23 protein-coding genes and 1 pseudogene are annotated in these 25,424 nt (G+C 54.9%); 14 read left to right on the forward strand and 10 right to left on the reverse strand.

Annotation, left to right across the window (positions count from 1 at the left end; all coding sequences use genetic code 11):
* Positions 1-117 precede the first annotated feature (117 nt).
* Positions 118-912 (forward strand): thymidylate synthase, encoded by a 795-nt coding sequence (locus EU557_RS10315; protein WP_135530388.1) that lies wholly within the window; start codon positions 118-120, stop codon positions 910-912.
* Positions 913-1,760: 848 nt separating this feature from the next.
* Here the strand turns inward: EU557_RS10315 and EU557_RS10320 are convergent.
* The 3 genes from EU557_RS10320 to EU557_RS10330 all read right to left on the reverse strand — a co-directional run bounded on the left by EU557_RS10320 (position 1,761) and on the right by EU557_RS10330 (position 4,309).
* A complete protein-coding gene (locus EU557_RS10320; protein ID WP_135530389.1) occupies positions 1,761-2,594 on the reverse strand; it encodes an aminotransferase class IV in 834 nt (277 codons plus the stop codon).
* A gap of 103 nt (positions 2,595-2,697) precedes the next feature.
* Complete coding sequence (gene dprA, locus EU557_RS10325) at positions 2,698-3,831, reverse strand: DNA-processing protein DprA (protein ID WP_135530390.1); 1,134 nt, start codon at positions 3,829-3,831, stop codon at positions 2,698-2,700.
* A gap of 118 nt (positions 3,832-3,949) precedes the next feature.
* Complete coding sequence (locus EU557_RS10330; protein ID WP_135530391.1) at positions 3,950-4,309, reverse strand: MerR family transcriptional regulator; 360 nt, start codon at positions 4,307-4,309, stop codon at positions 3,950-3,952.
* Positions 4,310-4,675: 366 nt separating this feature from the next.
* Between EU557_RS10330 and alaS the strand changes: the two genes are divergently transcribed.
* The 8 genes from alaS to EU557_RS10370 all read left to right on the forward strand — a co-directional run bounded on the left by alaS (position 4,676) and on the right by EU557_RS10370 (position 14,426).
* Positions 4,676-7,360, forward strand: a complete 2,685-nt coding sequence (gene alaS, locus EU557_RS10335; protein WP_135530392.1) for an alanine--tRNA ligase — start codon at positions 4,676-4,678, stop codon at positions 7,358-7,360.
* A 168-nt stretch (positions 7,361-7,528) separates the two neighbouring features.
* On the forward strand, positions 7,529-8,278 hold the full coding sequence (locus EU557_RS10340) for an energy transducer TonB (protein WP_135530393.1): 750 nt from the start codon (positions 7,529-7,531) through the stop codon (positions 8,276-8,278).
* A gap of 21 nt (positions 8,279-8,299) precedes the next feature.
* Entirely contained in the window at positions 8,300-9,055 is a 756-nt protein-coding gene (locus tag EU557_RS10345; RefSeq protein ID WP_135530394.1) for an energy transducer TonB, read from the forward strand.
* A gap of 35 nt (positions 9,056-9,090) precedes the next feature.
* Complete coding sequence (locus EU557_RS10350; RefSeq protein ID WP_135530395.1) at positions 9,091-10,059, forward strand: LIC11966 family surface protein; 969 nt, start codon at positions 9,091-9,093, stop codon at positions 10,057-10,059.
* Positions 10,060-10,167: 108 nt separating this feature from the next.
* Complete coding sequence (locus tag EU557_RS10355) at positions 10,168-10,965, forward strand: energy transducer TonB (protein ID WP_135530396.1); 798 nt, start codon at positions 10,168-10,170, stop codon at positions 10,963-10,965.
* A gap of 44 nt (positions 10,966-11,009) precedes the next feature.
* On the forward strand, positions 11,010-12,467 hold the full coding sequence (gatB, locus tag EU557_RS10360; protein ID WP_135530397.1) for an Asp-tRNA(Asn)/Glu-tRNA(Gln) amidotransferase subunit GatB: 1,458 nt from the start codon (positions 11,010-11,012) through the stop codon (positions 12,465-12,467).
* A gap of 100 nt (positions 12,468-12,567) precedes the next feature.
* Positions 12,568-13,080, forward strand: coding sequence for a TlpA family protein disulfide reductase (locus tag EU557_RS10365; RefSeq protein WP_135530398.1), 513 nt, complete (start codon positions 12,568-12,570; stop codon positions 13,078-13,080).
* A 194-nt stretch (positions 13,081-13,274) separates the two neighbouring features.
* Entirely contained in the window at positions 13,275-14,426 is a 1,152-nt protein-coding gene (locus EU557_RS10370) for a TlpA disulfide reductase family protein (protein ID WP_135530399.1), read from the forward strand.
* Positions 14,427-14,503: 77 nt separating this feature from the next.
* Here EU557_RS10370 and EU557_RS10375 read toward each other — a convergent pair whose 3' ends face one another.
* The 4 genes and pseudogenes from EU557_RS10375 to EU557_RS10390 form a co-directional block, all read right to left on the reverse strand.
* Positions 14,504-15,364, reverse strand: coding sequence for a hypothetical protein (locus EU557_RS10375; RefSeq protein ID WP_135530400.1), 861 nt, complete (start codon positions 15,362-15,364; stop codon positions 14,504-14,506).
* A gap of 66 nt (positions 15,365-15,430) precedes the next feature.
* A complete protein-coding gene (locus EU557_RS10380; RefSeq protein WP_135530401.1) occupies positions 15,431-15,949 on the reverse strand; it encodes an acyl-CoA thioesterase in 519 nt (172 codons plus the stop codon).
* Between the two features lie 84 nt (positions 15,950-16,033).
* A pseudogene (locus EU557_RS10385) lies at positions 16,034-16,405 on the reverse strand (TlpA family protein disulfide reductase); the annotation flags it as partial.
* Positions 16,406-16,829: 424 nt separating this feature from the next.
* Complete coding sequence (locus EU557_RS10390) at positions 16,830-17,483, reverse strand: protein-L-isoaspartate(D-aspartate) O-methyltransferase (protein WP_135530403.1); 654 nt, start codon at positions 17,481-17,483, stop codon at positions 16,830-16,832.
* 190 nt (positions 17,484-17,673) lie between these two features.
* Between EU557_RS10390 and EU557_RS10395 the strand changes: the two genes are divergently transcribed.
* From EU557_RS10395 to EU557_RS10405, 3 genes are all read left to right on the forward strand, one after another.
* Entirely contained in the window at positions 17,674-19,092 is a 1,419-nt protein-coding gene (locus tag EU557_RS10395) for a sugar transferase (RefSeq protein ID WP_245326231.1), read from the forward strand.
* Between the two features lie 107 nt (positions 19,093-19,199).
* On the forward strand, positions 19,200-19,790 hold the full coding sequence (locus EU557_RS10400) for a riboflavin synthase (RefSeq protein ID WP_135530404.1): 591 nt from the start codon (positions 19,200-19,202) through the stop codon (positions 19,788-19,790).
* 74 nt (positions 19,791-19,864) lie between these two features.
* On the forward strand, positions 19,865-20,074 hold the full coding sequence (locus tag EU557_RS10405; RefSeq protein ID WP_135530405.1) for a hypothetical protein: 210 nt from the start codon (positions 19,865-19,867) through the stop codon (positions 20,072-20,074).
* A gap of 97 nt (positions 20,075-20,171) precedes the next feature.
* Here EU557_RS10405 and EU557_RS10410 read toward each other — a convergent pair whose 3' ends face one another.
* Both EU557_RS10410 and hemF read right to left on the reverse strand, forming a co-directional pair.
* Positions 20,172-20,750, reverse strand: a complete 579-nt coding sequence (locus tag EU557_RS10410; protein WP_135530406.1) for a phosphatase PAP2 family protein — start codon at positions 20,748-20,750, stop codon at positions 20,172-20,174.
* Positions 20,747-21,706 carry an oxygen-dependent coproporphyrinogen oxidase gene (gene hemF, locus EU557_RS10415; RefSeq protein ID WP_135530407.1) on the reverse strand — a complete coding sequence of 320 codons (960 nt, stop codon included), beginning with the start codon at positions 21,704-21,706 and terminating at the stop codon, positions 20,747-20,749. Before hemF ends, EU557_RS10410 begins: the two co-directional genes overlap by 4 nt.
* Before the next feature lie 282 nt (positions 21,707-21,988).
* Between hemF and EU557_RS10420 the strand changes: the two genes are divergently transcribed.
* The gene (locus EU557_RS10420; RefSeq protein ID WP_135530408.1) at positions 21,989-22,447 is read left to right on the forward strand and encodes a hypothetical protein; all 459 of its coding nucleotides are present in this window, start codon (positions 21,989-21,991) and stop codon (positions 22,445-22,447) included.
* A gap of 3 nt (positions 22,448-22,450) precedes the next feature.
* Here the strand turns inward: EU557_RS10420 and EU557_RS10425 are convergent, their stop codons facing one another.
* Entirely contained in the window at positions 22,451-22,972 is a 522-nt protein-coding gene (locus tag EU557_RS10425) for a GNAT family N-acetyltransferase (protein ID WP_135530409.1), read from the reverse strand.
* 244 nt (positions 22,973-23,216) lie between these two features.
* Between EU557_RS10425 and EU557_RS10430 the strand changes: the two genes are divergently transcribed.
* Positions 23,217-25,322, forward strand: coding sequence for an alpha-ketoacid dehydrogenase subunit alpha/beta (locus EU557_RS10430; RefSeq protein WP_135530410.1), 2,106 nt, complete (start codon positions 23,217-23,219; stop codon positions 25,320-25,322).
* Positions 25,323-25,424: the final 102 nt, after the last annotated feature.

Here is a 25,424-nt window from a genome sequence, read left to right on the forward strand (position 1 = left end):
ACCCCCGCGGCGGCAGCACTGGCTGGTTCAGCCGCCAGGTTTTCCTATTTTTGACTCGATACTGCGAGGTGCCGGCTTATGCCCGTGGCTCGTTTTGCCTTCTCTAGCTCTCAACTCATGCATCAATACCTCGACCTCGTTCGCCATATTCTTGACCACGGCACTCAAAAAACCGACCGTACCGGCACTGGTACGCTCTCGGTATTTGGCTACCAGATGCGCTTTAATCTGCAGGAGGGCTTTCCACTGGTTACCACCAAGAAAGTGCACCTGCGCAGCATTATCCACGAGCTGCTGTGGTTTCTGCGCGGCGACACCAATATTGCTTACCTAAAGGAGCACGGGGTGAGCATCTGGGATGAATGGGCCGACGAAAACGGCGAGCTGGGCCCCGTGTATGGCAGCCAGTGGCGCGCATGGCCCGACGGCCACGGGGGCACCATCGACCAGATCAGCGAAGTGGTTCGCCAACTGCGTGAGCAGCCCGATTCGCGCCGCATCCTCATCTCTGCCTGGAATGTAGCCGACTTGCCCCTGATGAAGCTGCAGCCCTGCCACGCCCTGGTGCAGTTCTACGTAGCCGATGGCCGCCTTTCTTGCCAGCTCTACCAGCGCTCCGCTGATGTGTTCCTTGGGGTGCCCTTCAACATTGCCAGCTACGCCCTGCTTACGCTGATGCTAGCACAGGTTACTGGCCTAGAGCCCGGTGAATTCATCTGGACCGGCGGTGATACTCACCTCTACAGTAACCACCTAGAGCAGGCCCGCCTGCAGCTCACCCGAGAGCCGCGGCCCTTGCCTCAGATGCGTCTCAATCCTGCGGTGAACGACATATTCGCCTTTCAATTCGAAGATTTTACCTTGGAGAACTACGAACCATATCCCGCCATCAAGGCGCCAGTGGCTGTTTAAAGTACTCGCCTGATTCACCAAGGTCGGCGTGTAAAATACGTTGAGGGCCTTCCAGTAACTGCCGATACCTTTCGCACAGATGCTGGAAGGCCTTTTCATGTACTGACTCAGCATATAGATAGTATGGCAGACTTCTTAATATTCTAAACATAAATCGAATTCTATGACTACCCAGGAATAAGCCAAACGGCAATAAGCCTGAGATGACTAACAGCTTATTGATCAGCTAGTAGTGATGGTTAGTGTAAGCTCATCAGTATGGAGAACTGTTAGCTTAATGAGGTCGAGTAAATTGGTAGTTGGTTTTTGTCTTTTGCGGTGATATGGCTTTTGATGCTATGAAATTAGCCCTTCTTCAGGGCTAGGAAATTTACTATTACAGGTAACATCAGTGAATTGAGTTAAATAACCTTGTTATATATTAAAAAGGAAAAATTGCATTATTTATAAATTTTGTATTGTATTTATGTGGCTGTAGTATTAGTAACATGTTGTATGTTAATTATTTATAGTAAGTTATTGTGTAGTGGTAAAATTAAATAATCAAGATAAAATCTAATTAATAGTGTAGCTTCGTATAAGCTCCTATGATCCCTATTGCCTCCAAATCGCACACTGTACCTCAACTGCCTCTTCGCCACCGTGCCTGGATTGCGCTATATTCTATTGCCAATAGTCCTGTTAATCGCGCTGAAATACTGCGAATTAATAATGTGACAGAAACGGATTTGGCTGAGTACGAAGAAAGTTGGCGCCGTATGCGCCGGCGAGTACCTCCTGGCTAAGTAGCTGGCTATAATCTGGTAAATCAAAAAGCGCATCCATTTGGATGCGCTTTTTAATTGGTACTATTTTTCAGCGGCTAGAAGCTGCCGTAATACGGGGTGTGCCGAGGAAGCGTAGGTAACTCCCGCTAGTTCCTCTACTGCTCGGATGCCTGCCACATTAGCTGTCCATATTGCTTCGGCAGCCAGAAGTTCAGCAGGGCTATACAAGCCAGTGTGCCAAGAGAGGCCTAGGCCTTGCGCCACTGTGCGTAAATGCGCGAGCCGCACGCCGGAAACCCCGCCGGCCTCAGGGGCAGGAGTATAGATAGCCTCCTCCTTAACCCAAGCTACTGCCGAGGAAACGGCTTCCGCTACGTAACCTTGCGCTGAAAGGAGGAAAACTTCGTCTAGCTGACGCTCAGCGCGCTCTTGTGCTGCCCGCACGTAGGTGAGGGCATTGGGGCCTTTGCAGAAAGAAAATGCTGAGAAGTGCGTGTGCACCGTTTGGGCAAAATCGGCTCGGGCAATGGGCGCATCGAATGCGGAAAAAGGCTGGCATGTGACCAGCCAGTCGCAGCCGGAGGTGGTAGGAGCGTAGAGGCCAGCTCCCTGTCGCCATAACTGCAGGCGTATCCGGGCTTGGGGCAGTGCGTTGGCTGATGCCAACTGGCCTAGAGTTTGGCTCAAGGAGTGAGGAGTAGCTAGTGCGTCCGGTAAGGTCAGGCCCAGCACCCTCGCCGCCCGCTCTAAACGCTCTTGGTGTTGCTGGTGGTAACGTAGGCCAGTTTCAGCCCACACCAGTGTCTCAAAGAACCCATCGTTAAAGAACAAGCCTCGGTTGGGCAGTGGCAGCGCAAATTCTGCCGCCGGCAGTAACTGACCGTTGTAGAGCAGAAATTCTGAACCGGAGGTCATGCGCTAGATGTGGCGATTAGAGAGGAGTGAAAGATTAAAACAGTTGATTTGGTTACGAAAAGATACGTTAACCAAAAGCTCGGGCAAGGTGCTTGGCTACTTCTCAATTCAGCACAAACCGTTTGCCTGGCAGCGCCTTCACCACGCTCCGAAACTCTAGGCCTAACAGCAGGGAGGCCACTTGATGGACCGGCAATTGCGTTTTCCAGGCGATGGTGTCCATATGCTCTTCCTTCACTGCCTGCAGTACTTCAATAATATGAAACTCTTCGGTACTGAAGTCGGCTGGGTTAAATGTGGTTGGCCCTTTGAACTTGCCATTTAACTGTAAAGCGGCATCCCAGTTCAGTAATTGTTCCAGGTCTTTGGGCTCAGAGTAAAGCGCCGCCCGGTTGGTCTTAATCAGTTCATGGCAGCCTTCTGAAGCAGGGGAGCCCAGTGGCCCAGGCACGGCCAACACATCCCGGTCGTAGCCGTGGGCCAGATCGGCGGTAATGAGGGCACCGCCTTTGCGGGCGGCTTCTACTACCACAGTGCCATCGGACAGACCAGCAATAATTCTGTTACGGGAGGGAAAGTTATACTTGTCGGGCTGCGTGCCGAAGGGAAATTCGGTTAGCAGGCCTCCTTGGGTGAGCATTTTCTCCGCCGTTTTGCGGTGAGCGGCCGGATAGAGCACATCTAGGCCAGTGGCCATCACACCCACCGTTTCTAAGCCCTCCTGCAGGGCCGCGCGGTGGGCGGCAATGTCAATGCCGTAGGCCAGTCCGCTCACTACCAGAGGGCGGTGCGCTACAAAGCCCTTCACTAGTCGCTCGGTCTGCTCGCGGCCGTAGTCGGTGGCTTGGCGAGTGCCCACAATGGCTACGGTTTTGGGGTGGTTCAGGTCGGCGGTGCCCTGGTAGTAAAGCAGCACGGGCGCATCGGGCAGTTGCTTGAGGCGCGCCGGAAACCGCTTGCTGGTGTAGAATAGTATCTGTACGCCTTCCTTCTCGGCTTTGCGCAAGCTGTCCTCGGCCTGCTTCAGCGCCTTTGTGCGCTCTAGGCCAGTCAGGATAGCCACCGTTGCCGGCCCAACGCCCGGAATCTTGCGCAGCTTGCCCGGCGGCAGGTGCAACACGTTCTTAGCCGAGCCCCCGTAGCTCATTAACTGCCGCGTTAGCTGCGGCCCGATGTTAGGGAAGAGCGTTAGGGCAATTTCGTAAAGTACAGTGTCGTCGGAGGTAACAATAGGCATAGGATAATGTATAAAGAACCTGTACTGCTGCCTTGAATAGTCAAATTAAATAGAGGCTTGAGTCGAATACCTGGTTGCCGATTGCTGGGCAAGGGCTAAGAATGACAGCGAAAAAAGCTTACCCTTGAGCTTTGCCAATAGCATCCAGCTCTTTCTTCATCTGCACCAGGAAGCCGCGCACCTTTTCCAAGCTTTGAATCACATCGATTTTCTCCTTGAGCTGGGGGCCTTTCTGCTTGAGCATATCGCGGGCCCCAGGGATGGTGTAGCCGCGCTCCTTTACCAGGTGGTAGATGGTCCGGAAGGTGTCAATATCCTGAGGGGTATAGAGGCGGTTGCCCTTTTTGCTCTTGCGCGGACGTAGCTCCTCAAACTCCGTCTCCCAGAACCGAATCAGGGAGGGAGCTACATTGAACTGAGCAGCCACCTCCCCAATGGTAAAGTACTGCTTTTCGATGTCGCGCTCTTTGTATGGCATAAAGAAGAGGTAAAGCGCACGGAGGAGAGTCGTAACCCACCCGTAAATTGAAGTATATGGCTCAGTTTACTAAGGTGCAAGCTAAGGCTTACGAAGGAATTCAGCAGGGAGAATAGCCCGTATAGAGTAAAAACTACAAGGCCTTACAGTTTTTGTTTATTTCATCCTATACCCACGGTAGCTAGCGGTCTTCGTTTTGCCGAGCGATGAGCTGCCTGCAAGGCCTTCGGAGCTGCGCCGACTTCCGAGCGAAGTGTCTACCTTTGCAGAAATACCTTCTAGCCCGGTTCTTTAGGGCTCTGAAGTTGTAAAGTAGCCATTTTTGTTGCCGTCGCCAATCTGGCGGCTCGGTCTTATATCTCCTGCATGTCACTCCCTACCGCCAGCCACGTCCGCCAGCAGTTCCTGGATTTCTTCGCCTCCAAAGGCCACCACATTGTGCCATCGGCGCCCATTGTGGTGAAGGACGACCCTACGCTGCTGTTCATCAACTCGGGCATGGCCCCGTTTAAGGACTATTTCCTTGGTAACAAGCCGGCCCCATTCAAGCGCATTGCCGATACGCAAAAATGCTTGCGCGTATCGGGCAAGCACAACGACCTGGAAGAGGTAGGGTACGACACCTACCACCACACCATGTTCGAGATGCTCGGCAACTGGTCGTTTGGTGACTACTTCAAGAAGGACGCAATTGCCTGGGCCTGGGAACTGCTTACCGATGTGTTTAAGCTGCCCAAGGACCGCCTCTACGTCACCTATTTTGAAGGTGACAAGGGCGACGGCCTCGGTCCTGACACTGAGACCCAGGACCTGTGGCGGCAGTACGTGGCCGAGGAGCGCATTTTGCCCGGCAACAAGAAGGACAACTTCTGGGAGATGGGCGACACCGGCCCCTGCGGCCCTTGCACCGAAATCCACATCGACCTGCGCGACGAGGCTGAGGTAGCCCAGAAGGGCGGCGCCGAACTGGTAAACGCCGACCACCCCCAAGTGGTGGAAATCTGGAACAACGTGTTCATGGAGTTTGAGCGCCGCGCCGATAAGTCGCTGCTAAAACTGCCTCAGCAGAACGTAGATACGGGCATGGGCTTCGAGCGTTTGATGATGGCCGTGTCGGGGGTGAAGTCAAACTACGACACCGACGTATTCCAGCCGCTCATCCAGTTCATTGCCTCGCAGGTAGGCCTGCAGTACCACGGCACGGCCCCCGCCACCGTGAACGACCAGCCCGCAACCGAGAACGAGAAGACGGACATCGCCATCCGGGTTATTGCCGACCACATCCGGACCATCAGCTTCACTATTGCCGACGGCCAGCTGCCCAGCAACGTGAAAGCCGGCTACGTAATTCGCCGTATTCTGCGCCGGGCCGTGCGCTACGCCTTCTCGTCGCTGAACCAGAAGCAGCCTTTCCTCTACAAGCTGGTACCCGTATTGGCCGACCAGATGGCGAACATCTTCCCCGAGCTCAAGCAGCAGCAGCAGTTTGTGCAGCGCGTAATTGAGGAAGAGGAAATTGCCTTCCTGAAAACGCTGGAGAACGGCCTGCGTCGCCTCGACGCCCTGGAAGAATCCGCCCGCGCCAACGGCAACCGCATCGATGGCAAAACTGCTTTCGAGCTATCCGATACGTTTGGCTTCCCGCTGGACCTTACTGCCCTCATTGCCCGTGAAAAGGGCCTGACGGTGGACGAGGAAGGCTTCAAGAAAGAGTTGGAGGCTCAGAAAAACCGCTCTCGCAACGCCCAGGAGGCCGAGCAGAGCGACTGGACCATTGTAACGGAATCGGAAGAGCAGCCCGTGTTTGTGGGCTACGACCAGGAGGAGGCCCCGGCCCGCATCCTGCGCTACCGCCGCACCGACCGGAAAGGCAAAACCGAGTACCAGGTGGTGCTCGACCAGACGCCGTTCTACGCCGAGTCGGGCGGACAGATTGGTGACACGGGTTACCTGGTGTCGCCGCTAAGCAAGGTGCGCGTACTCGACACGAAAAAGGAGAACGACCTTATTGTGCATACCGTGCTGGATCTGCCCCAGGACCTGGACGCCGACTTTAGCGCCGAGGTAGACCACGCCCGCCGCGACCAGATCCGCCGCAACCACACGGCCACGCACTTGCTGCAAGCTGCCCTGCGCGAGGTGGTGGGTACCCACGTAGCTCAGAAAGGCTCATTGGTGAACGAAAAGCTACTCCGCTTCGACTTCAGCCACTTCACCAAGGTAACCGACGACCAGCTACGGCAGGTGGAAACCATCGTGAACCAGCGCATTCGTCAGCAAATCCCGCTGGACGAGCGCCGCAACGTGCCCATTGACGAAGCTAAAGCCCTGGGCGCAACCGCGCTGTTTGGCGAGAAGTACGGCGAGTTTGTGCGCGTTATCACCTTCGACCGGGAGTTTTCTGTGGAGCTTTGCGGTGGCACCCACGTGCGCACCACCGGCGACATAGGCTTCTTCAAAATCACCTCGGAAAGCGCGGTAGGTGCGGGCGTACGTCGCATTGAAGCCGTAACGGCTGAAGCCGCCGAGTCCTTCGTTAACCAGCAGCTGGATCTGTTAGGCCAGGTGCGTGAGGCCCTGGGTAACCCCCAGCACCTCATCCCCAGCATCGAGAAGCAGACCGAAGAAATTGCCAACCTGCGTAAGCAGATTGAGCAGTTTGCGCAGCAGAGCATCAATCAGCAGAAAGACCAGATGGTAGGCCAGGTAAAGCCGCTGAATGGCGTGAGCTTCCTGGCCGCCCAGGTGCAGGCTACCTCCGCCGACGGCCTCAAATCCTTGGCCTTCAACCTGCGACAGGCGGTACCGAACCTGGTGGCCGTGCTCGGCGCTGAAATCGACGGCAAGCCTCAGTTGGCCGTAATGCTCGACGATGAGCTTTCCAAAGGCGGCAAGCTCAATGCCAGCACCCTGGTACGTGAGTTGGCCAAGGAAATCCAGGGCGGAGGCGGCGGACAGCCGTTCTTCGCTACGGCCGGTGGCAAGAACGTAGGTGGCCTAGGCGCTGCCATTAGTAAAGCCGAGGAATTGATCAGCAAGGCGCTGGCCTAGATTTGTATTTTAAGCGGGAGGCGGTATTTTTGACCGTTCATCCGACTAACGTCAGCGGGCGTTGTGAGGCAGTGAAGTCACTACCACACAACGTCCGTTTTGCTTGTATAATTAGTTGAGAACATGAAAGCTTACGTGTAGCAAGCTGGTTATTCAGAGTATCTATTAATGAAGAGATTATTTACTGCATTATTGCTTAGCAGTTCCGTTCCGGTTGTAGGCCAGCAAAAAGCCGCACCCAGCCAAACCTTCTACTCAGACCATGCCTTCCAAAAGCTTTTAGTGGACGATGGCGATGTAGCCTTTGTGGTGGATCACTATTCAACCGGAATAACGAGTTGGATAGATAGCACTTTCAGCTTGACGGATGGCTACCTGCGCCAAGTTGTACAAACCAATATGCTAGCAACGGGAGATACCAGCGAAGTCACTACGCGTTGGCACCGAAACGGGCATTTGCAATGGCGAGAGGAGAGGCTTAATAAGAAACAACACGGAACCCAACTCTACTACGATAAAGCAGGGCAGCTCCGGCACCAACATGGGTATGTAGCCGGTACCCTCAAAAATACCACGTGCGAGCCGACCGTGGGGGCACGGCAGGTGTGTCAGAATACAGAAACCATCGCCCCTCAGTATCCAAGCGGGGTGGAAGGGATATTACGCTTCGTGGGAGAGAATATACACTACCCTTTAGATGCCCTCGCGCAGCGAAAGCAAGGAAAAGTGCTTGTGTACTTTGTGGTTGATGAAATTGGACAAGTACGAAATGTACGTATCAAACAATCAGTATTCCCAAGCTTAGATGCAGAGAGTATGCGGGTAGTAAAGAGGTTGGGCCGGTTTGAGCCATGCCGTAAAGCCGGCATGGCAGTACCAACTTCCTTCATAGTGCCAGTCACTTTCAACATTAATTAACTTTCACCCTACCCGTATTCTATGCGCATTTTTATTCTTTTTATTACTGCAGGCTTGCTTACTGGTCTTAATAAGAGCGCTGAAGCCCAGCAACCGGGACAGTCGCTTAACGATTTCTACCGACAGCAGCCTAAAAAGAACACTTTGGGCTTCGGACCTGGCTTCCTGTTCCGGACCGATACAGTGCGAGTTGCAACTATAGGGGGCGTTATAAAGAAGTATTACCCGTCGGGGCAAATGTATGAACAGGCCGCCGTTTCCGACTTACAAAAGGGCACCCTTAACGGTGAGCATACCCGGTGGTATGAAAACGGGCAGGTGCAACTACAGGAGAAGTATCAAGCCGATGAGTTAGAGGGAGAGCAGGTTATCTACTACCCCAGTGGAGCTGTAAAAACCCGCCGCCAGTATCTGCACGGTAAGCTCTTGGAATCCGGCAGCTTCACGCTCAATGGTACTCCGCAAAACGCTCCGGAGCTGCTGGTTTTTCCAGAGTATCCGGGCGGCTTACTGCCGCTCCTGACGGATATTCAGAAGCGTACAAACTATCCCCGGCCGCTTATTCGGCAAAACGTAACGGGCAAAGTAGTGGTGGAGTTCCTGGTAGATGCCCAGGGGCGTGTACAGCAGGCCCGGGTGCGGCAGAGTGTTCACCCACAGCTTGATGCGGAGGCGTTGCGCGTAGTCAACAGCCTACGCGGCTGGACGCCGGGACGCCTTGACGGCGACGCTGCCGACGTTATGTTTGGCCTGCCAGTCACTTTCACCATTCGCTAGATTTCCAGTAGTCATTCACCCATATCTAATAGCTTATGCGCATTTCTACCTTCCTACTTGCCGCAGGCCTGCTGACTGGCCTAGCAACCTCAGTTTCGGCTCAGACCTTTACGGACCCCGGCGCCTACAACAACTTTATTGTGAGTGAGCAGCGGGCCATGCTCAAGAAGAACCTGCGCTACATCAGCAAATCGGCGCACTCGGATAATGAGAAGAAGATTGACGCCAAGCGCCAGGACCTGATCAAGCAAACGGAACTATCGCTGAACAAAGTGGCCAAGATGCCGGCTTTTCAGGATGATAAAGGCTTTAAGGAGCAGACTACCGAAGCCCTCTACCAACTCCTGAAGGTGTACTCCGAGGATTACAAGGCCGTGGACATGCTAGCGGCTACCCGCACGGCCACCGTGGCTAACATGGAGCAATATTTCAAGCTTCAAGAAATTGCCGAAGCCAAGCTGCAGGTGGTAAACGATTCCGTTGATGCGGCCCAAAAGCGGTTTGCCCAGCGCCATAAAATGACCATTTCAGAAGACCCGGAGGGCAAGCGTCTGGCTAACTATATGCGGCAGGTGTCAGAAGTGAACAGCTATCAGCACAAAGTATATCTGGCGCAGTTTCGCATTGAGAAAGCCAACGCCCGCCTCACCGATGCTCTAAATGCCCAAGATGCCGCCGCGTTTGAGGTAGCCCGCCAGCAATTGGTGCAGGATGCCCAAACCGCCGCCACTGAGTTAACTTCCATTACACCGTTCCGGGGCAAGGATGCTCAGTACCGCGACGCCGCCCGAAACCTGGTGAAGTTCTACGGGGCTTTTGCCACAAACCAAGCCGCTCAAATGAAAGAGTTGATGGAGCGCAAAGACCGCCTCACAAAAGCAGAGGCTGACAAGTTTAATGGCTTCATCAATACCTATAACTCCCAAAACCAGAAGCTATCTACGGCTTATAACCAAGCCGGCAATAACTTCCAGTCAACTTACATTCCGGTGTTTAACGACTAGCGTTTCGGCCTTATCGCATCGGGCGCTGTTTGCACTGGTAAACAGCGCCCGATTGCTTTTTTACACCCGCTATCTTTGCTTTTCTATACTAACTAACCGCCTTATTTTATGACAATACGCATTGCCACAGCCATTGTAGCGCTAGCCAGCACTGGGGCTTATGCTCAACAATCTGAGGCGCCTGTGCCTTCTAAAAAGATAGAATATACCGATGCTACTAATCATAAGCTGCCTTCCGAGGAAGGAGCTACTCGCCGTATTGAAACTACCTTCCGAGACAGCGTAAGCGGGGGCGTGCGGGAATATTATTTGCCATCGGGCAAGCTGCGCTCCTACGTGTTCTATGCCAATCTACGCAAGCACTTTCGGCATGGCACCTCCACGTACTTCTATGAAAGTGGCCAGCTGCAGCGTAAGGAAAGCTATGTGGTAGGTAAGTTGGAGGGGGAGCGAGTAACCTATTACCCCGACGGTACCTTGAAACGGCGCGACCAAATAGTGCCGGGGCAGCCCGTAACCGGTGAATGCTATGGGCCAGATGGCAAGCCCGTCGCGTATTACCCCTTCGAAACTATGCCCGTATACTCCAGGGGTGATGGTAGCCAACAGGCCGTAGTACAGGATGTGATGAACAATACCCACTACCCCCAGGATGCGCTGCGTCAGCGCGTGTATGGTATCGTAAAGATTAAGTTTGTGGTAGATCAAGACGGTAAGGTACGGGATGTGCGACCTGAGAAAACGCCTGCTGGTGCCGTGCCCCCAAACCTAGCGGATGCGTATCAGCAGCTACAGGAAGCCGCCATAACGGCTGTGCGCCAGCTGAAACCCTTTACACCGGGCCGGCACGATGGTGAGCCAGTGGCGGTTTCTTACACGGTACCTCTTACCTTTCGGATTAAATAACCAGTTTTCCGACCTTGCCCAATGGGCAGGGTGCCCTGCATTGTATGGACGAAAGCATCAAGTCAAAATACCAGCCTGTAATCGGCCTCGAAGTACACGCGCAGCTGCTCACGCGCAGCAAAATGTACTCTTCTGATGAGAATGAATATGGCGCGCTTCCTAATAACAACCTCAGCGTTATTACGCTAGGCCACCCCGGCACGCTGCCGCGTGTAAACTACACGGCCGTGGAGTACGCCATGAAAATGGGGTTGGCCACGAACTGCCAGATTCGTCGTGACAACCTGTTTGCGCGCAAAAATTACTTCTATCCCGACCTTCCCAAGGGCTACCAGATTACGCAGGACAAAACGCCCATCTGCACGAATGGCCACGTTGAAATCCGCCTTTCGGATGGCTCAACGAAGAAAATAGGCATCACCCGCATTCACATGGAGGAAGACGCGGGTAAGTCGATGCACTTAGCGGGCGAGGTGGAAACCCTGGTAGACCTGAACCGCGCCGGCGTGCCGCTGATTGAAATTGTGTCGGAGCCCGATATTCGGAACGCCGATGAGGCCTATGCATACCTGACGGAGATCAAGAAGCTGGTACAGTACCTCGACATCTGCGACGGCAACATGGAGGAAGGCTCGCTGCGTTGCGACGCCAACATCTCGGTGATGCTGAAGGGCGCTGATAAATTCGGCACCAAGGTGGAGGTGAAGAACATGAACTCCTTCCGCAACGTGCAGCGCGCCATTGAGTACGAGATTGAACGGCAGATTGCCATGGCCGAAGCCGGCGAAGTAATCGATAGCGAAACTCGTGGCTTTGATGCGCAAACTGGCACCACTAGCGGGCAGCGCAGCAAGGAAACCATGAACGACTACCGGTACTTCCCAGAGCCCGATCTGCCCCCGGTTATCATTGGTGATGAGTGGCTGCACCGCGTGCAAGCTGAGCTGCCGGCCCTGCCGCAGCAGCTTTACGCCCGCTTCACTGGTGAGCTAGGCCTGTCTGACTACGATGCCAACGTACTCACCGCCGACAAAGACGTGGCGCTGTACTTCGATGAGCTAACCCGCTTAACCACAAATGCCAAGGCCGCCGCTAACTGGGTTACTGGCCCGGTAAAGGCGTATCTCAACGAGCGTGCCCTTACCCTAGACCAGTTCCCGCTGACGCCTCAGCACCTCGCCGATATCATTACTCTCATTGATGAGAACAAGGTAGGCCACTCGGTAGCCAGCAAGCAGCTGTTCCCGTACCTGCTGGAAAACCCCGCGCAAACGGCCGCTGCCGCCGCCGAAGCGCAGGGCTTGTTGCAGCAGTCGGATGCCGGAGAGCTGGAAGCCAAAATTCAGCAGGTACTGGATGCTAACCCAGCTAAGGTAGCCGAGTATCGCGCCGGTAAAAAGTCTTTAACGGGTATGTTCATGGGTGAACTCATGAAGCTTACCGGTGGTAAGGCCGATCCTAAGTTGGCTAACCAGTTGCTGCGCCAGAAGCTCGACATGTAAGCATTGTTACATTGACTATAAAAACCACCAGCCAGCCAGCCGGTGGTTTTTTGTTTATTTGAGAAGTGGGATATTTTTTAACATAACATTTGCTATTACAATGAAGCGCCAAATCCTTATAGGAGTATCAAGTTGGTTAATCTGCATAAGCTGTCAGCGGCCTACTACTACCTCGGCTGCTAAAGCAATACCCCGTGCTACTGAAGCGCCCGACATAAACCTGCCCCAGCCGAACGGCAGTAAACTGGCTCTAAGCAGCCTGCGCGGTAAATATGTACTCGTTGATTTCTGGGCTTCGTGGTGCGGACCATGCCGCGCCGAAAGTCCAAACCTCCAGAAAATCTACGGGCAGTTTCATAGCCGGGGATTGGAAATCTACAGCGTGTCGCTGGACGTAAACCCGGCCCGGTGGCACCAAGCCATTGCCGCGGATGAGTTGGCGTGGCATCACGTTTCAGATTTGCGTGGATGGCAAAGTGTGGGAGCTAGGGCCTACGGGGTGCATTCTATTCCGTACTCAGTGCTCTTAGACCGCGAAGGCCGCGTGCTAGCCTATAATCTGCGTGGGCGGGCCCTGGGCCAAAAGATTTCGGAGTACATTCCTTTAGACTAATTGCTGAGGAGCACTCTGGAACTGAAGTAGGAGTGGAGGTTGTATGGGATGTGTAAAAAGTAGGCGGGCAAGTACAGAATCTGGTGTGTTTCCCGCGAATACGAGGGGAAATTGGCAACTTGCCACCTCAACGCTTGTCTTTTGCCAAACGGTACGCCAGCCCGCAGCTGGCGCGCACTCCGAAGATGCACAAAATGAAGAGTTTCCTGTTTATGGGCGCCCTGCTAGGCATGGTCAACGCCTGCAATAAGAACACAACTCCTACCACGGGAGCGGCCGGATCGGCTGCCGGTAGCTATCAAATAAATGGTCAGCTGCAGAATGCCCCGGCTGGTACCAAAATTTATCTGGCTGAGCTGGGCGAAACTCAGTTTGTATCGCGCGATACGGCCACCATTGGAGAAAACGGGAAGTTTTCGTTTACGGGGACAGTGCCTGAGACTGGTATCTACCAGGTGAAAACCAACGACAAAAACCAAGTTCTGTTGGCACTCAGCAGCGGTAGCCGCGTTGAATTAACTGGGGATGCCCAAAAGCTCGGCGATTCGTACACCGTGAAAGGATCTCCTGACTCGGAGCTGTGGCAGCGTATCAACCAGGCCCTGCAGAGTGGCCAGCAGCAAATGCAGCAGGCAATGCCTCGTTTAGAGGAGCGCTACAATCGCGCTGCCCAAGGTGGCCGCACCGACTCAATGCAGGCTATTCAGAGCCAGGCGGAACTATTGGCCAGCAAGAGCCAGCGCCCAGTGCAGCAACTGGTACGTCAGAATCCGCGCTCCATTGTATCGGCGTTTGTGGTAACGAGCATCCTGAATCCTGAAGAGAACTTTAGTCTGGCAGATTCAGTGGCAACCCAGCTCAAGACCGCCCAGCCCGACTCACGCTACACGAAGAGCCTGGTGGCCCGGCTTGAGCCTCTGCGGGCAACCGCACTAGGGGTGCAGGCTCCGGAAATCAGCCTAACGGCTCCCGATGGCAAGCCCGTGACGCTCACCAGCCTGCGCGGCAAGTATGTTTTGATCGATTTCTGGGCTTCCTGGTGCCGGCCGTGCCGGCAGGAGAACCCCAACGTGGTGAAAGCCTATAACAAATTCAAGGACAAAGGCTTCGAGATTTATAGCGTAAGCTTTGACCAAGACCGCGACAAATGGCTGAAAGCCATTCAGGCTGATGGCTTAACCTGGACTCACGTTTCCGATCTGAAGGGGTGGGAAAGTGCCGCTGGTCAGAGCTATGGTATCAAATCCATTCCAGCTTCTTTTCTGCTCGACCCTCAGGGGCGCATTATCGGCAAGAATTTACGCGGTGATGCCCTTTCCGCCAAGCTGGCTACTGTCCTCAAATAGAGGCCTAGCACTACAGATACAGCCATAAAAAAAGCCGTTCATCTCAAGATGAACGGCTTTTTTTATGGCTGTATCAGTTACAAGAACATACGCTGCATAGCTTGCCAGAGCTGCTTCTTACGGCCAGCGTCATACTCTAGCATGCTGATTTCACTGGCTCCCAAAAAGGCCGTGTCGCCGAAAAGTAGCACGGGCTCGTAGGGCTGCGTGGTATACACCGCTACATCCAGCAGGTTTTTGCCAAATGCTATGAACTGCCGCGCCCCCAGCGCCTGCCGAAGCGTGCACAGGGCCACTGGATAGCTGGGGTGCTCCACGTTTACGAGCACTACGTCCTCCACAATGAGGCGAATGGCCTTCAGAATGTTGTTGAGAAATACGTTGCGGGGAAGTTTCCGGAATTCTGTCTCCGGCAAGCGCACCAGAATAATGAGGCCGTTGGGGTTGCTGCCCAGCGTGGAGAAGGGAATGTGCGCAACCGGTGACTGAGTTGGGGTGGGCTGTACCCGGCCCGCCGGAGCCGCCGCGGCGGCCGGTAGCTGCGCTAGGGTAGGCACAACTGGCTCCCGTACAGGAGCGGGCGATGCAACCGGCGGGGCAGGTGGGGGTGACTGCGCCTTGAGGTTTGCCAGCGAAGGTAATTTTGCGGCCACCGGCGTGGGCGGGGCCGCAGGTGCTGACGCGACGCTAGGAGCAATGGCGGGCTGAGGCACTGCTGCCGGCACTGGTGCCGCGGCTACTGGAGTGGGCTGTTCTGGTGCAGCCGGCGTGGGCAATGCCTCACTTAGCACCTGAGCAACTGGGAGGGCGCTGGCTGCCGCCTCAGTAGGGGGGGGCACCTCCACAGAAGCCGCCGCTGTAGTATGCTCTGGCACCACGTAAAGCGAAACTCCATTATAGAGATTCTGAAAGAAGGCAAGATCAGCGGCAGGGTTCATAGGTCTGGCACAGAGCTGAGTGGGTGGAGAGGTATAAGCAAGAGGTGGCCTACATCTCTAGGCCAATTAAGCTAAATCGAACAGGGCTTTCAGTTCCGTAGCCTCAGATGGCTTAAGGCGGCCAGCCAACACCAAGCGCAGTTGGCGGCGGCGCAGAGCTCCCTCGTATAGTTCCTGCTCAGTGGGCGTCTCGGGCAGAGCATCGGGCACGTCAATGGGCCGGCCCGACTGGTCTACTGCCACGAAGGTGAAGAAGGCCTCGTTAGATTTGACTTTTGTGCCGCTAGGAATGTCTTCCGCCCACACATCAATGTGCACTTCCATTGATGAGCTGAAGGCCCGCGTGACCTTTGCTTCCAGCGTTACCACGCTACCCAAACGAATGCCTTCCCGGAACGATACATTATCGACGGAGGCCGTAACTACAATGCGGTTGCTGTGCCGCTGTGCCGATACTGCGGCGGCAATATCCATCAAGTGCATCATGCGGCCGCCCATCAGGTTGTTGAGCGTATTGGTATCGTTGGGCAGAACCAACTCGGTCATGCTTACGAAGGATTCTTGAACGGGCTTTTGTTTGCGCATTGTGCGACAGAGTATGGATTGGCAATTGAGCCGTAAAGATAGCGACGAGCCGCCCGGCGTGCACCATTTCCGCACCTGCTGAGCTTAAGGGGCAGTGATCAGGCCTTTTAGTTTGTCTTCAATGGGGCCTAGCGAGGAGGTCATGACCACCAGACGGCCGTGCTTGTCAAGCAACATATAGGTTGGAAACTGTTCTACATTCAATTGCTCAATAACGCCTTTATCTGATTTGAGCTCTGAGAGTTGAGTCCAGGTAAGCTGGTGTTTGCGGATTGCTCTTAGCCAGAGGGCCTTGTCTGGTAAGGCTTCCATGCCGATGCCTATTATGGCTAGTTGCCGAGCATATTGCGCCTGGAGTTGCTTGAGATGCGGCATTGAACTGATACAAGGGCCGCACCAGTGCCCCCAGAAATCGAGGAGTACGTATTGCCCCGAAATTGCCCCAACGATACAGCTACCCCGGCCGTGTCGGGCATAGTAAAATTGGGGAGTAGGTGCCCCACTTGGGGCTGCTTGCGTAAGGCCTCCAACCGGCGTGCCACAGCCTGCCCCTGAGCACTAGCCTGAACATCGGGGGAAAGGCGGCCCAACAGCCGCTCATACTCATTTACGGGTTGGTCGTTCGTATACTTAGCTTGCTCATACAGTAGGGCGGCACTGGTAAGTGATTGAGGATGAGCTACGATGAAGTTGCGTGTTGCCTTTCCCAGTAATACACCAAGTTGGCAAGGTGGTTTTGTTTGTGCATTTACAGTTGTAGCAGAAAGGCACAGTAGTGCAAGGAGGAGGATACTGTCTCGAAGCATAAGATGTAGCTGAATAAGAAGTAATTGTCCTGGCAATATAGGCCTACGCACCACTTCTAATTCATGCCAGGGTCTTATTCATTCCAGCCGGCCTGGCCTAGCAACGGCACAAAGCGAAATTCCTCAAATACCTGTCTGGAAAACTCCTCTTCACTCTCGCGCACCACGCGCATCATCCGTTGCGTGTGCGCATCTCCAACTGGAATAACCAAGGCCCCACCCACCCGTAGTTGCCGCAGCAGTGGGCGAGGAATAGTAGGGGAACCGGCTGTAACCAGAATTTTATCGAAGGGTGCGTGCTGGGGGAGGCCTAGAGAACCATCGCCGCAAAACAGATGTGCCGAACGATGCAGGGCCGCCATACGCTTGCGTGTACGCTCAAATAGCACGGGCTGGTATTCAATGCTACACACGTGTGGCGTTAGCTCCAGCAGCACGCAGCACTGGTAGCCCGAGCCGGTACCGATTTCCAGTACCCGATCTTGGGGGTGCAGGTTAAGCAACTCGGTTTGGTAGGCCACCGTGTATGGCTGCGAAATGGTCTGGCCCTCGCCAATGGGAAAGGCCTTGTCTTGGTAGGCGTGGGCCTGAAAGGCTGGGTCAAAAAACAGGTGGCGCGGTATGGTGCCAATGGCTGCCAGTACCCGCTCGTTGCGGATGCCTTTGCGGCGAAGCTCTTCCACGAGGGTGCGGCGCAGGCCACGGTGCCGATAGCTATCAGTATGCATGAGCGTAGGAAAGGCGGTAGGAGCCTCGCGCAAACCAGACCTTGTCTGCGAAATGCGGCTAATCCCTACCTTTGCTCGGCTTTGAAACAGGCCCAAGGGAGCTTGTAAAGCCAAAATAAAGCACGAAACTACAGCTTCGTGGCCATAAAACCGCTCTTCTCCACCTCGCAACCAGTCAGCTAGTACCCTCTTGATCCGCACCTTCCAAAAACTGAAGCTGATAGCTGCCGACTTTCTGGCCGCTTTATTGGCATGGGTTTGCTTTTTTTTAGTGCGTAAGTACCTGCTTCAGGAAATTACGGAGACGTATCACTTCACCGAGGGGGCGCTCTTCTTTCTAACGGGCTCGGCCCTTATGATTGCGACTTTCTGGACCACTTTGTATGCCCTAATTGGCGAGTACCGGGACATCTTTCGCAAATCACGCCTAGCTGAAATCATCCGGTTGGGCCGCGTATCCTTCCTTGGGGCAGTGGTTATATTCTTCGCCCTGCTCCTAGATGATGAAGGGGTTCGGAATTATCAGGCTTACTACCTGACGTTCCCCTCTTATTTTATGATTCACTTTACCGTTACGGCGGTGCTGCGTACCTGGGCCGTAACGAGCGTACAGCGCCTAGTGCGCGGCGGTGTAATTAGCTTTAATACGCTTCTAGTAGGCTCCAATGCCCTGGCCCGCGACACGTACCAGGAGCTGCGTCGTACGGGGCGCCACTTGGGCCTCAAGATTGTGGGTTTTGTGCCTACCAGCGAAACTGTTGATCCGGAGCTGGCTGCCGTGTTGCCGGCCCGGGGTACGTATCGCCGATTGCCCGCCCTAATTCGGGCCATGCACATTGAGCAGGTTATTATTGCAATAGAGCCCGCTGAGCACCGCCTTACCGAAGAGATTTTATCTTTATTGGAAGGCACACCCTCGCGTGTGAGCATCCTGCCCGACCTTTATCAGATGCTACTGGGCTCGGTGAAAGTAACCCACGTTTTTGGGACTCCACTCATTGAAATCAAGCAGGACCTGTTGCCCGTGTGGCAGCAGGTATCGAAGCGGGCGGTAGACGTAGTAGCCTCCGTGCTATTTCTGCTGCTGGCCTGGCCCGTGTATGCATTTACGGCCGTGATGGTGAAGCTCTCCTCACCCGGGCCCATCTTTTACTCGCAGGAGCGCATTGGCCGCTACGGCCACCCATTCCGCATCTACAAGTTCCGCTCAATGTACGTGGATGCGGAAAAGCAGGGCCCAGCCCTCAGCTCCGACCACGACCCGCGCATTACGCCCTGGGGACGGTTCATGCGCAAAGTTCGCCTCGATGAGCTTCCCCAGTTTTGGAACGTCATCAAGGGCGACATGAGCATCGTAGGCCCACGCCCCGAGCGCCAGTTCTTTATTGATCAGATCATGCGAGTGGCGCCCCATTATCGTCACCTGCACCGCGTGCGACCTGGCCTCACTAGCCTAGGCCAGGTAAAATATGGCTACGCCGAAACGGTAGCTCAAATGGTAGAGCGACTTAAATTCGATATTCTCTACATCGAAAACATGAGCCTTTCCATGGACTTTCGGGTGTTGCTCTACACCCTTAAAATCATCATTGAAGGCCGGGGTAAATAAGCTTTACCTTCAACAGGTAGTTAGAGCAATGAATAATAATGCGCTGCGGAGCTACCAAAATACCTTCTTACTTGTTCAATGCTAATTATTCATTGCTCACAGATAACATGTTCACTGGAATCATAGAAACCCTGGGTACCATTCAGGATGTGCGCCGCGAGGGTACCAACATACACTTTACCGTTTCGTCGGCATTTGCGCAGGAACTCAGAATCGACCAGAGTGTGGCTCATGATGGCGTGTGCCTAACCGTGGTGGCCGTAGACGGCCACGCTAATACGCACGTAGTAACCGCCATTGATGAAACCCTACAAAAGACCAACCTGAACCAGTGGCAGCCGGGCCGCCGCGTGAACCTGGAGCGGTGCTTGGCTGCCAACGGGCGTTTTGACGGCCATATCGTGCAGGGCCACGTGGATCTGACGGCCGTGTGTGAGTCAGTGGAGGATCAGAATGGCTCGTGGCTGTACCGGTTCCGCCACGAGGCCGGCCCCGGCCGCGTCACCGTGGAAAAAGGCTCTATCTGCATCAACGGCACCAGCCTAACCTGCTTCAACAGCACCGACGACGGATTCTCGGTAGCCATCATTCCGTACACGTATGAGCACACCACGTTCCAAGACCTTCGGCCCGGCGACCAGGTGAATTTGGAGTTTGATATTGTGGGCAAGTACGTGGCGAAGCTGCTAGGCCGGTAGCAGAGAACATGGCACTGGCAACGCGTTGGTAGTAAGCTTCGTAGCAGCAGTATCCACCAAATTGCTCCTGAGCTATGTCTAAACGCGAATTAATAGAACCAACCGAAGGCGATAAGCGCTACGTGCGCCGCAATGAGAAAGGGGAATTTACGAAGGTAGATGACCTGCATCGTTCCCTCTCCCGAGATGACCGTAAGAACTCGAAAGTGACTAGCGCTCCTGGCCAAGGTGACCGGGGCGACGGCCACACTGGCAGTCGGGCTACCCCCGCCAAAAAGAAGTAACCTTCCACTGAGCCATCCTCAAACACAGAACGAGGTCGTAGCAGTTGCTAGGACCTCGTTCTGTGTTTGAGGATGGCTTTTTAATTCTAGCTAAGAGCTAAGCTAACACTGTAGGCCACCAGTATTCAGCTCCTTTCTTAAATAGAGTGGCGCTGCCCCAGGCCAATAGGCTCCCGAGCAGTGCTCCGGCTAGCACATCAGAAGGGAAGTGCGCGGCCAGATACATGCGGCTGTAGCTTACCAGAGACGCCCACAGAAATAGCAGAATTTTGGCTAAGCGGAAGCGGCGGGGGAGCACCAGCGCAATAAACATTGCCAGCGAAAAGGCATTTGCTGCGTGCGAGGAGATAAAGCCAAACTGCCCGCCGCACCCATTTGCCAGATTTAGCACCGCAGAAAGCTGCGGGTCATGGCAGGGGCGCAAACGGGCGAAGTAAGGCTTAAAGAACCGGCTGGAAATGATGTCAGCCAACGCAACACTCAGGCCTAGCAGCGGCAGTAGCAGAAAGGCCCGGCGCCGGTAGAGGTAGCCAAGTATTACCAGCAGCACAAAGTACGCCGGAAACCACACCAGCCGCTCCGAGAAGAAAATCATCCAGGCGTCGAGGCTGCGTGTATGGTGGGTATTAGCCGCCACCAGCAGGTGACGGTCGAGGGTTTGCAGGTATTCGATCAAGAGGGAACAGACGGGGCGGTAACCCAGTCGATGCCCTTGCGCAGCCACTGTTGAGTGGCTTCTTCGGGCGAGCCGGGTTCAGGTTGGAGGTTATAGTGCCACTCAGCCTGAGGCGGGAGGCTCATTAAAATGCTTTCGGTGCGGCCACCAGTTTCGAGGCCGAAACGAGTGCCGCGGTCAATGGCGAGGTTAAACTCAGCGTAGCGCCCGCGGCGCACGAGTTGCCACTGCTTTTCCCGCTCGGTAAAGGGCAGGTCGGCGTTCTGGCGCATCAGGTGCGTGTAGGTACGGCCATACACTTCGCCTACGGCTTGCACAAAGGCAAACAGACTGTCCCGGTCGCCGTCTTTTCCTACGGTGAGGCGGTCGAAGAAGATACCACCTACACCACGAGTTTCCTGGCGGTGCGGGAGGAAAAAATACTCATCGGCCCAGGCTTTGAACCGCGTGTAATACGTGGCGTCGTGCTGGGCACATGCCTCCGCAATTTGCTCATGAAACCAGCGCGACTGGTCTTCATCTACGTAGATGGGGGTTAGGTCTAGGCCACCGCCAAACCACGCTTCGCCGTTGCCCGCCTCAAAGTAGCGCACATTCATGTGCGAGATAGGCACGCGGGGACTGCGCGGGTGCTGCACCACTGATACGCCCGTGGCAAAGTAATTGGGGTTGGGCATGAGCAATACGCGGGCAGCCTGCTCACTCATGGTGCCTTCCACGGCCGAGAAGTTTACGCCTCCCTTTTCGATAACTCGTCCGCCGGCCAATACGCGGCTCCGGCCGCCGCCACCGCTGTGGTGCTGCCAGGCATCCTCCTGGAAGTGGCCTAGGCCATCGGCAGCTTCAATCTGCTGGCACAGCCAATCCTGAAAGTGGCGCATCCAGGCCTCTACGCTCTGGCGAAAAGTGGGCGCAGCGCTGGCCGTGGGGAAAAGAGTAGGTTCGGAAACAGACATGGTTATCATAACAGCGGAAGAGGAGTTCAGGGCAAACTTCCGCCGGGAAGCTCCGCCAAAAACTGACAAAAATCAGGGCCGCTGCTGTTTTTGGTTCTGCAAAGGTATGCGTTTAGGAGTTTGAACGGAAGGAGCAGCCACCCCAGCAAATCCTGTTTACCCAGTGCAGGCTTTACCTGGGCATTTTCTTGTTGCTATCTTCACAGCCCATGAATTAGACAAGCTTTTAAAGTTAAGCTTAGGCCAATTTATTAGCACACCTTACCTCGTTTTATACGTTTAATGAAAAAGAACATATACCTCTTAGCTGCGGGACTGACTCTTAGTGGCATAAGCGCCTTCACTACGCCGGCTGTTGATCAAGGCGCTGAGGGTAGTCGTATTGAATTACTCAAGCTCTACCAGCCGCCTTGCACTGCACTTACTGCACAGTCTGTGATAAAGGCTAAACTGGCCTATCGTATTGCAGACACAGTACAGGCTGAATATGGGTTTGCCGTATCAATCAAATTTCAAAGCACCCGACAAGGCATGACCTTCTCTGACGGTAGGGTAGGCGAAGTAACAGTAAAGGCGAAACGAGATACGCTCATCCTTAGCTATCCGATGGCTGCTATCCGGCATAATGCTCTATTAAAGCGCCCCATAACCTGTTATTTCTATTTACATCGTAACACGGCGCCCGGCAGGAGCACCGTGATTGCTAAAACTGGCCCTGTTGTTTTCCAGGAGTGCCAGTAGATCTTACAGCTCCTTCCGCAACAGCAGCAACTTCAGGGGTTGCTTGGGAATCCCGAAGCGCGTATCAGTGGGAAAGGCAATGGTTTCGCCGGTGCGCCGGAAGCCGTGGCGCTCGTACCAAGCCAGCAGCTCATCACGAACCGAAATAACCGAAATGAGCAGGCTGGTGCAGCCTACTTGCCGTGCGTGCTCTTCCACGGCGGCCATCAGGCGTTTGCCTAGGCCAGTGCCTTGGTGAGCAGGTGATACGGAAAGCATGCCCATGTACAAGTCGGGCTGCTGCTCCTTCACATATACACTGCCTACTAGTTGCCCAGCCTCGTTACGGGCCTGTAGAATGGCGCCACCGGGGCCGGTTAGCAAGTCCCGTATATCCTCAGCATCCGTGCGCTGGCCATCGAGCAAATGGGCTTCGGTGGTCCAGCCCTGGCGAGATACGTCGCCCCTATATGCGCTATTGACGAGTGCTACAATGTCTGGAATGTCCGCTTCAGTAGCGGGAGCAATGGTAAGAGAAAAGTCCATGCGGCGAAAATACGAGGCAGTGAACAGGGTTGGGGCATGGGTTGTTAAAACGGCAGTTGCTATTCTACAGGCCTAGCCAAGGGATAATAGCGCTCCTATAGCTTGCTCTCTCACTTGGCAACCCCAAACCAACTATCAGCTGCTACTATTGGGCTGGCTGACAGACGGAAATTATTTAGACCCTGTACGAACCTAGCATTCTCTTGGGAACCCGTAATTTCGCCGCACAACCCACCACCCCTGCATGTCAACTTACACCACCCCGACGACGCTGGAAACCGATTTTGCCACCCCTACACCCACCCGAGCAATGCTCCAACGTGCCTATCGCCTGATGCGTACCGCTGCGGAACTAGCTCGCTTATATGAAGAAAATAAGGCCGTAACGGCTAAGTACGTGCATGCCACGGCCCGCGGGCATGAGGCTATTCAATTGGCCGCCGCGTTTCATTTGCGGCCCTCTGACTATGCCGCACCATATTACCGCGACGATGCCATGCTGCTGGGCTTCGGCCTGACGCCCTATGAGTTGATGCTTCAGCTTATGGCTAAGCGCGACGACCCCTTCTCGGGCGGCCGCACGTACTACAGCCATCCATCATTGCGGCGGGCGGGCTTTCCCGTCATTCCACACCAAAGCTCCGCCACGGGCATGCAGGCCATTCCGGCCACCGGCATGGCCCACGCTATTAAATACCTGGAAGGGCAGAACCTACTGCCTGATGCTGAGGAGCAGCCCGTAGTGCTATGCTCCATTGGTGATGGTGCCATGACGGAGGGAGAGGTTGCTGAGGCCTTGCAGATGGCCGTTCTGCACCAGCTGCCCATTATTTACTTAGTGCAAGACAACGACTGGGGCATCTCGGCAACCAGCCGCGAAATGCGCGCCATGGATGCATTTGAGTTTGCGGCCGGCTTCAAAGGGTTGCACCGGTTGCAATTTGACGGGGCCGACTTCTTGGCCAGCCACGCCGGTATGGAAGAGGCTTTTGATTATGCCCGCCGTACCCGCGGCCCCGTGCTGGTGCACGCCAAATGCCCGTTGCTAGGCCACCACACCAGCGGCGTGCGCCGCGAATGGTACCGCGGCGACAACCTGGCTACCCACACCCTCAACGACCCGCTGCCGCGTTTTCACCAGCAGCTGCTGGAATTGGGATACTCAGAAGAGATGCTGGCCGCGCTGGGGGAAGAAGCCCGTGCTACTGTGGAAGCAGATTATCAGCGCGCCCTGGCAGCCCCGGCACCCGATCCCGCTACTTTCCAAGACCATGAGTTTGCGCCGCCTGCCGTAACTGATGAAGTTGGCGAGCGGAGCCCCGCCGGGGCCGACAAGGTGCTGATGGTAGATGCAGCTCTGCACGCCGTGGATGACATTCTGCAGGAATTTCCGGAGGCGTTGTTTTACGGTCAGGACGTAGGAGGCGAGCTAGGCGGCGTATTCCGCGAAGCAGCCCTGTTGGCCAAAAAATATGGCGATGCCCGGGTGTTCAATACGCCCATTCAGGAGGCCTACATTGTGGGCAGCACGGCCGGCATGAGCGCCGTGGGCGCCAAGGCCATTGTGGAAATACAGTTTGCCGACTATATCTGGCCGGGCCTGAACCAGTTGGTAGAGGAGCTCAGCAAGTCGTGCTACCTGTCAAACGGTAAGTTTCCGGTGCAAAGCTTGATTCGGGTACCGGTAGGAGCGTATGGTGGGGGCGGGCCCTATCACTCGGGCTCCGTGGAAAGCACGTTGCTTACCATTCGGGGCATCAAGGTGGTATATCCCAGCAATGCCGCCGACATGAAGGGTCTGCTACGGGCGGCCTTCCTCGATCCTAATCCCGTAGTACTGCTCGAGCACAAAGGCTTATACTGGAGCAAAGTGCCGGGCACCGAAGACGCCAAGACGGTAGAGCCCGCCGCAGGTTATGTGATTCCGCTGGGCAAAGCCGCCATAGCCCAGCAGGCCGATGCGGAGAAGCTGCGCAACGGCGAAACCTGCGTGGTTATCACCTATGGCATGGGCGTACACTGGGCAAAAACTGCCAGTAAGCAGTTTCCTGGCCAAGTAGAGGTTCTGGACCTGCGCACCCTCAACCCCCTTGACTACGACGCCGTAGAGGCCGCCTTACGCCGCCACGGCAAGGCCCTCGTCTTGACGGAGGAGCCCTTGATGAACTCCTTTGCCGAGAGCTTGGCCGGCCGCATTCAACGCACCTGTTTCCGCAATCTTGATGCGCCTGTGTTTACCTTGGGCGCAGCCAACCTGCCTGCCATTGCCCTGAATGTGGAGCTGGAAAAGCAAATGCTGCCCAGTGCGGAGAAAGTAGCAGTAGCTCTACATGAACTGCTAAGCTATTAGGCTAGGTGAGTGAAGTGGTCTAGCGCCATTGCTTGTCGCTGAAGCCATTCTTCCTATTCACAATCAAAAGGCCTTGAGCAATTGAAAAGCCCTTACCTCCAC

The sequence above is a fragment of the Hymenobacter wooponensis genome (assembly GCF_004745865.1).
Lineage (GTDB): Bacteria > Bacteroidota > Bacteroidia > Cytophagales > Hymenobacteraceae > Hymenobacter > Hymenobacter wooponensis.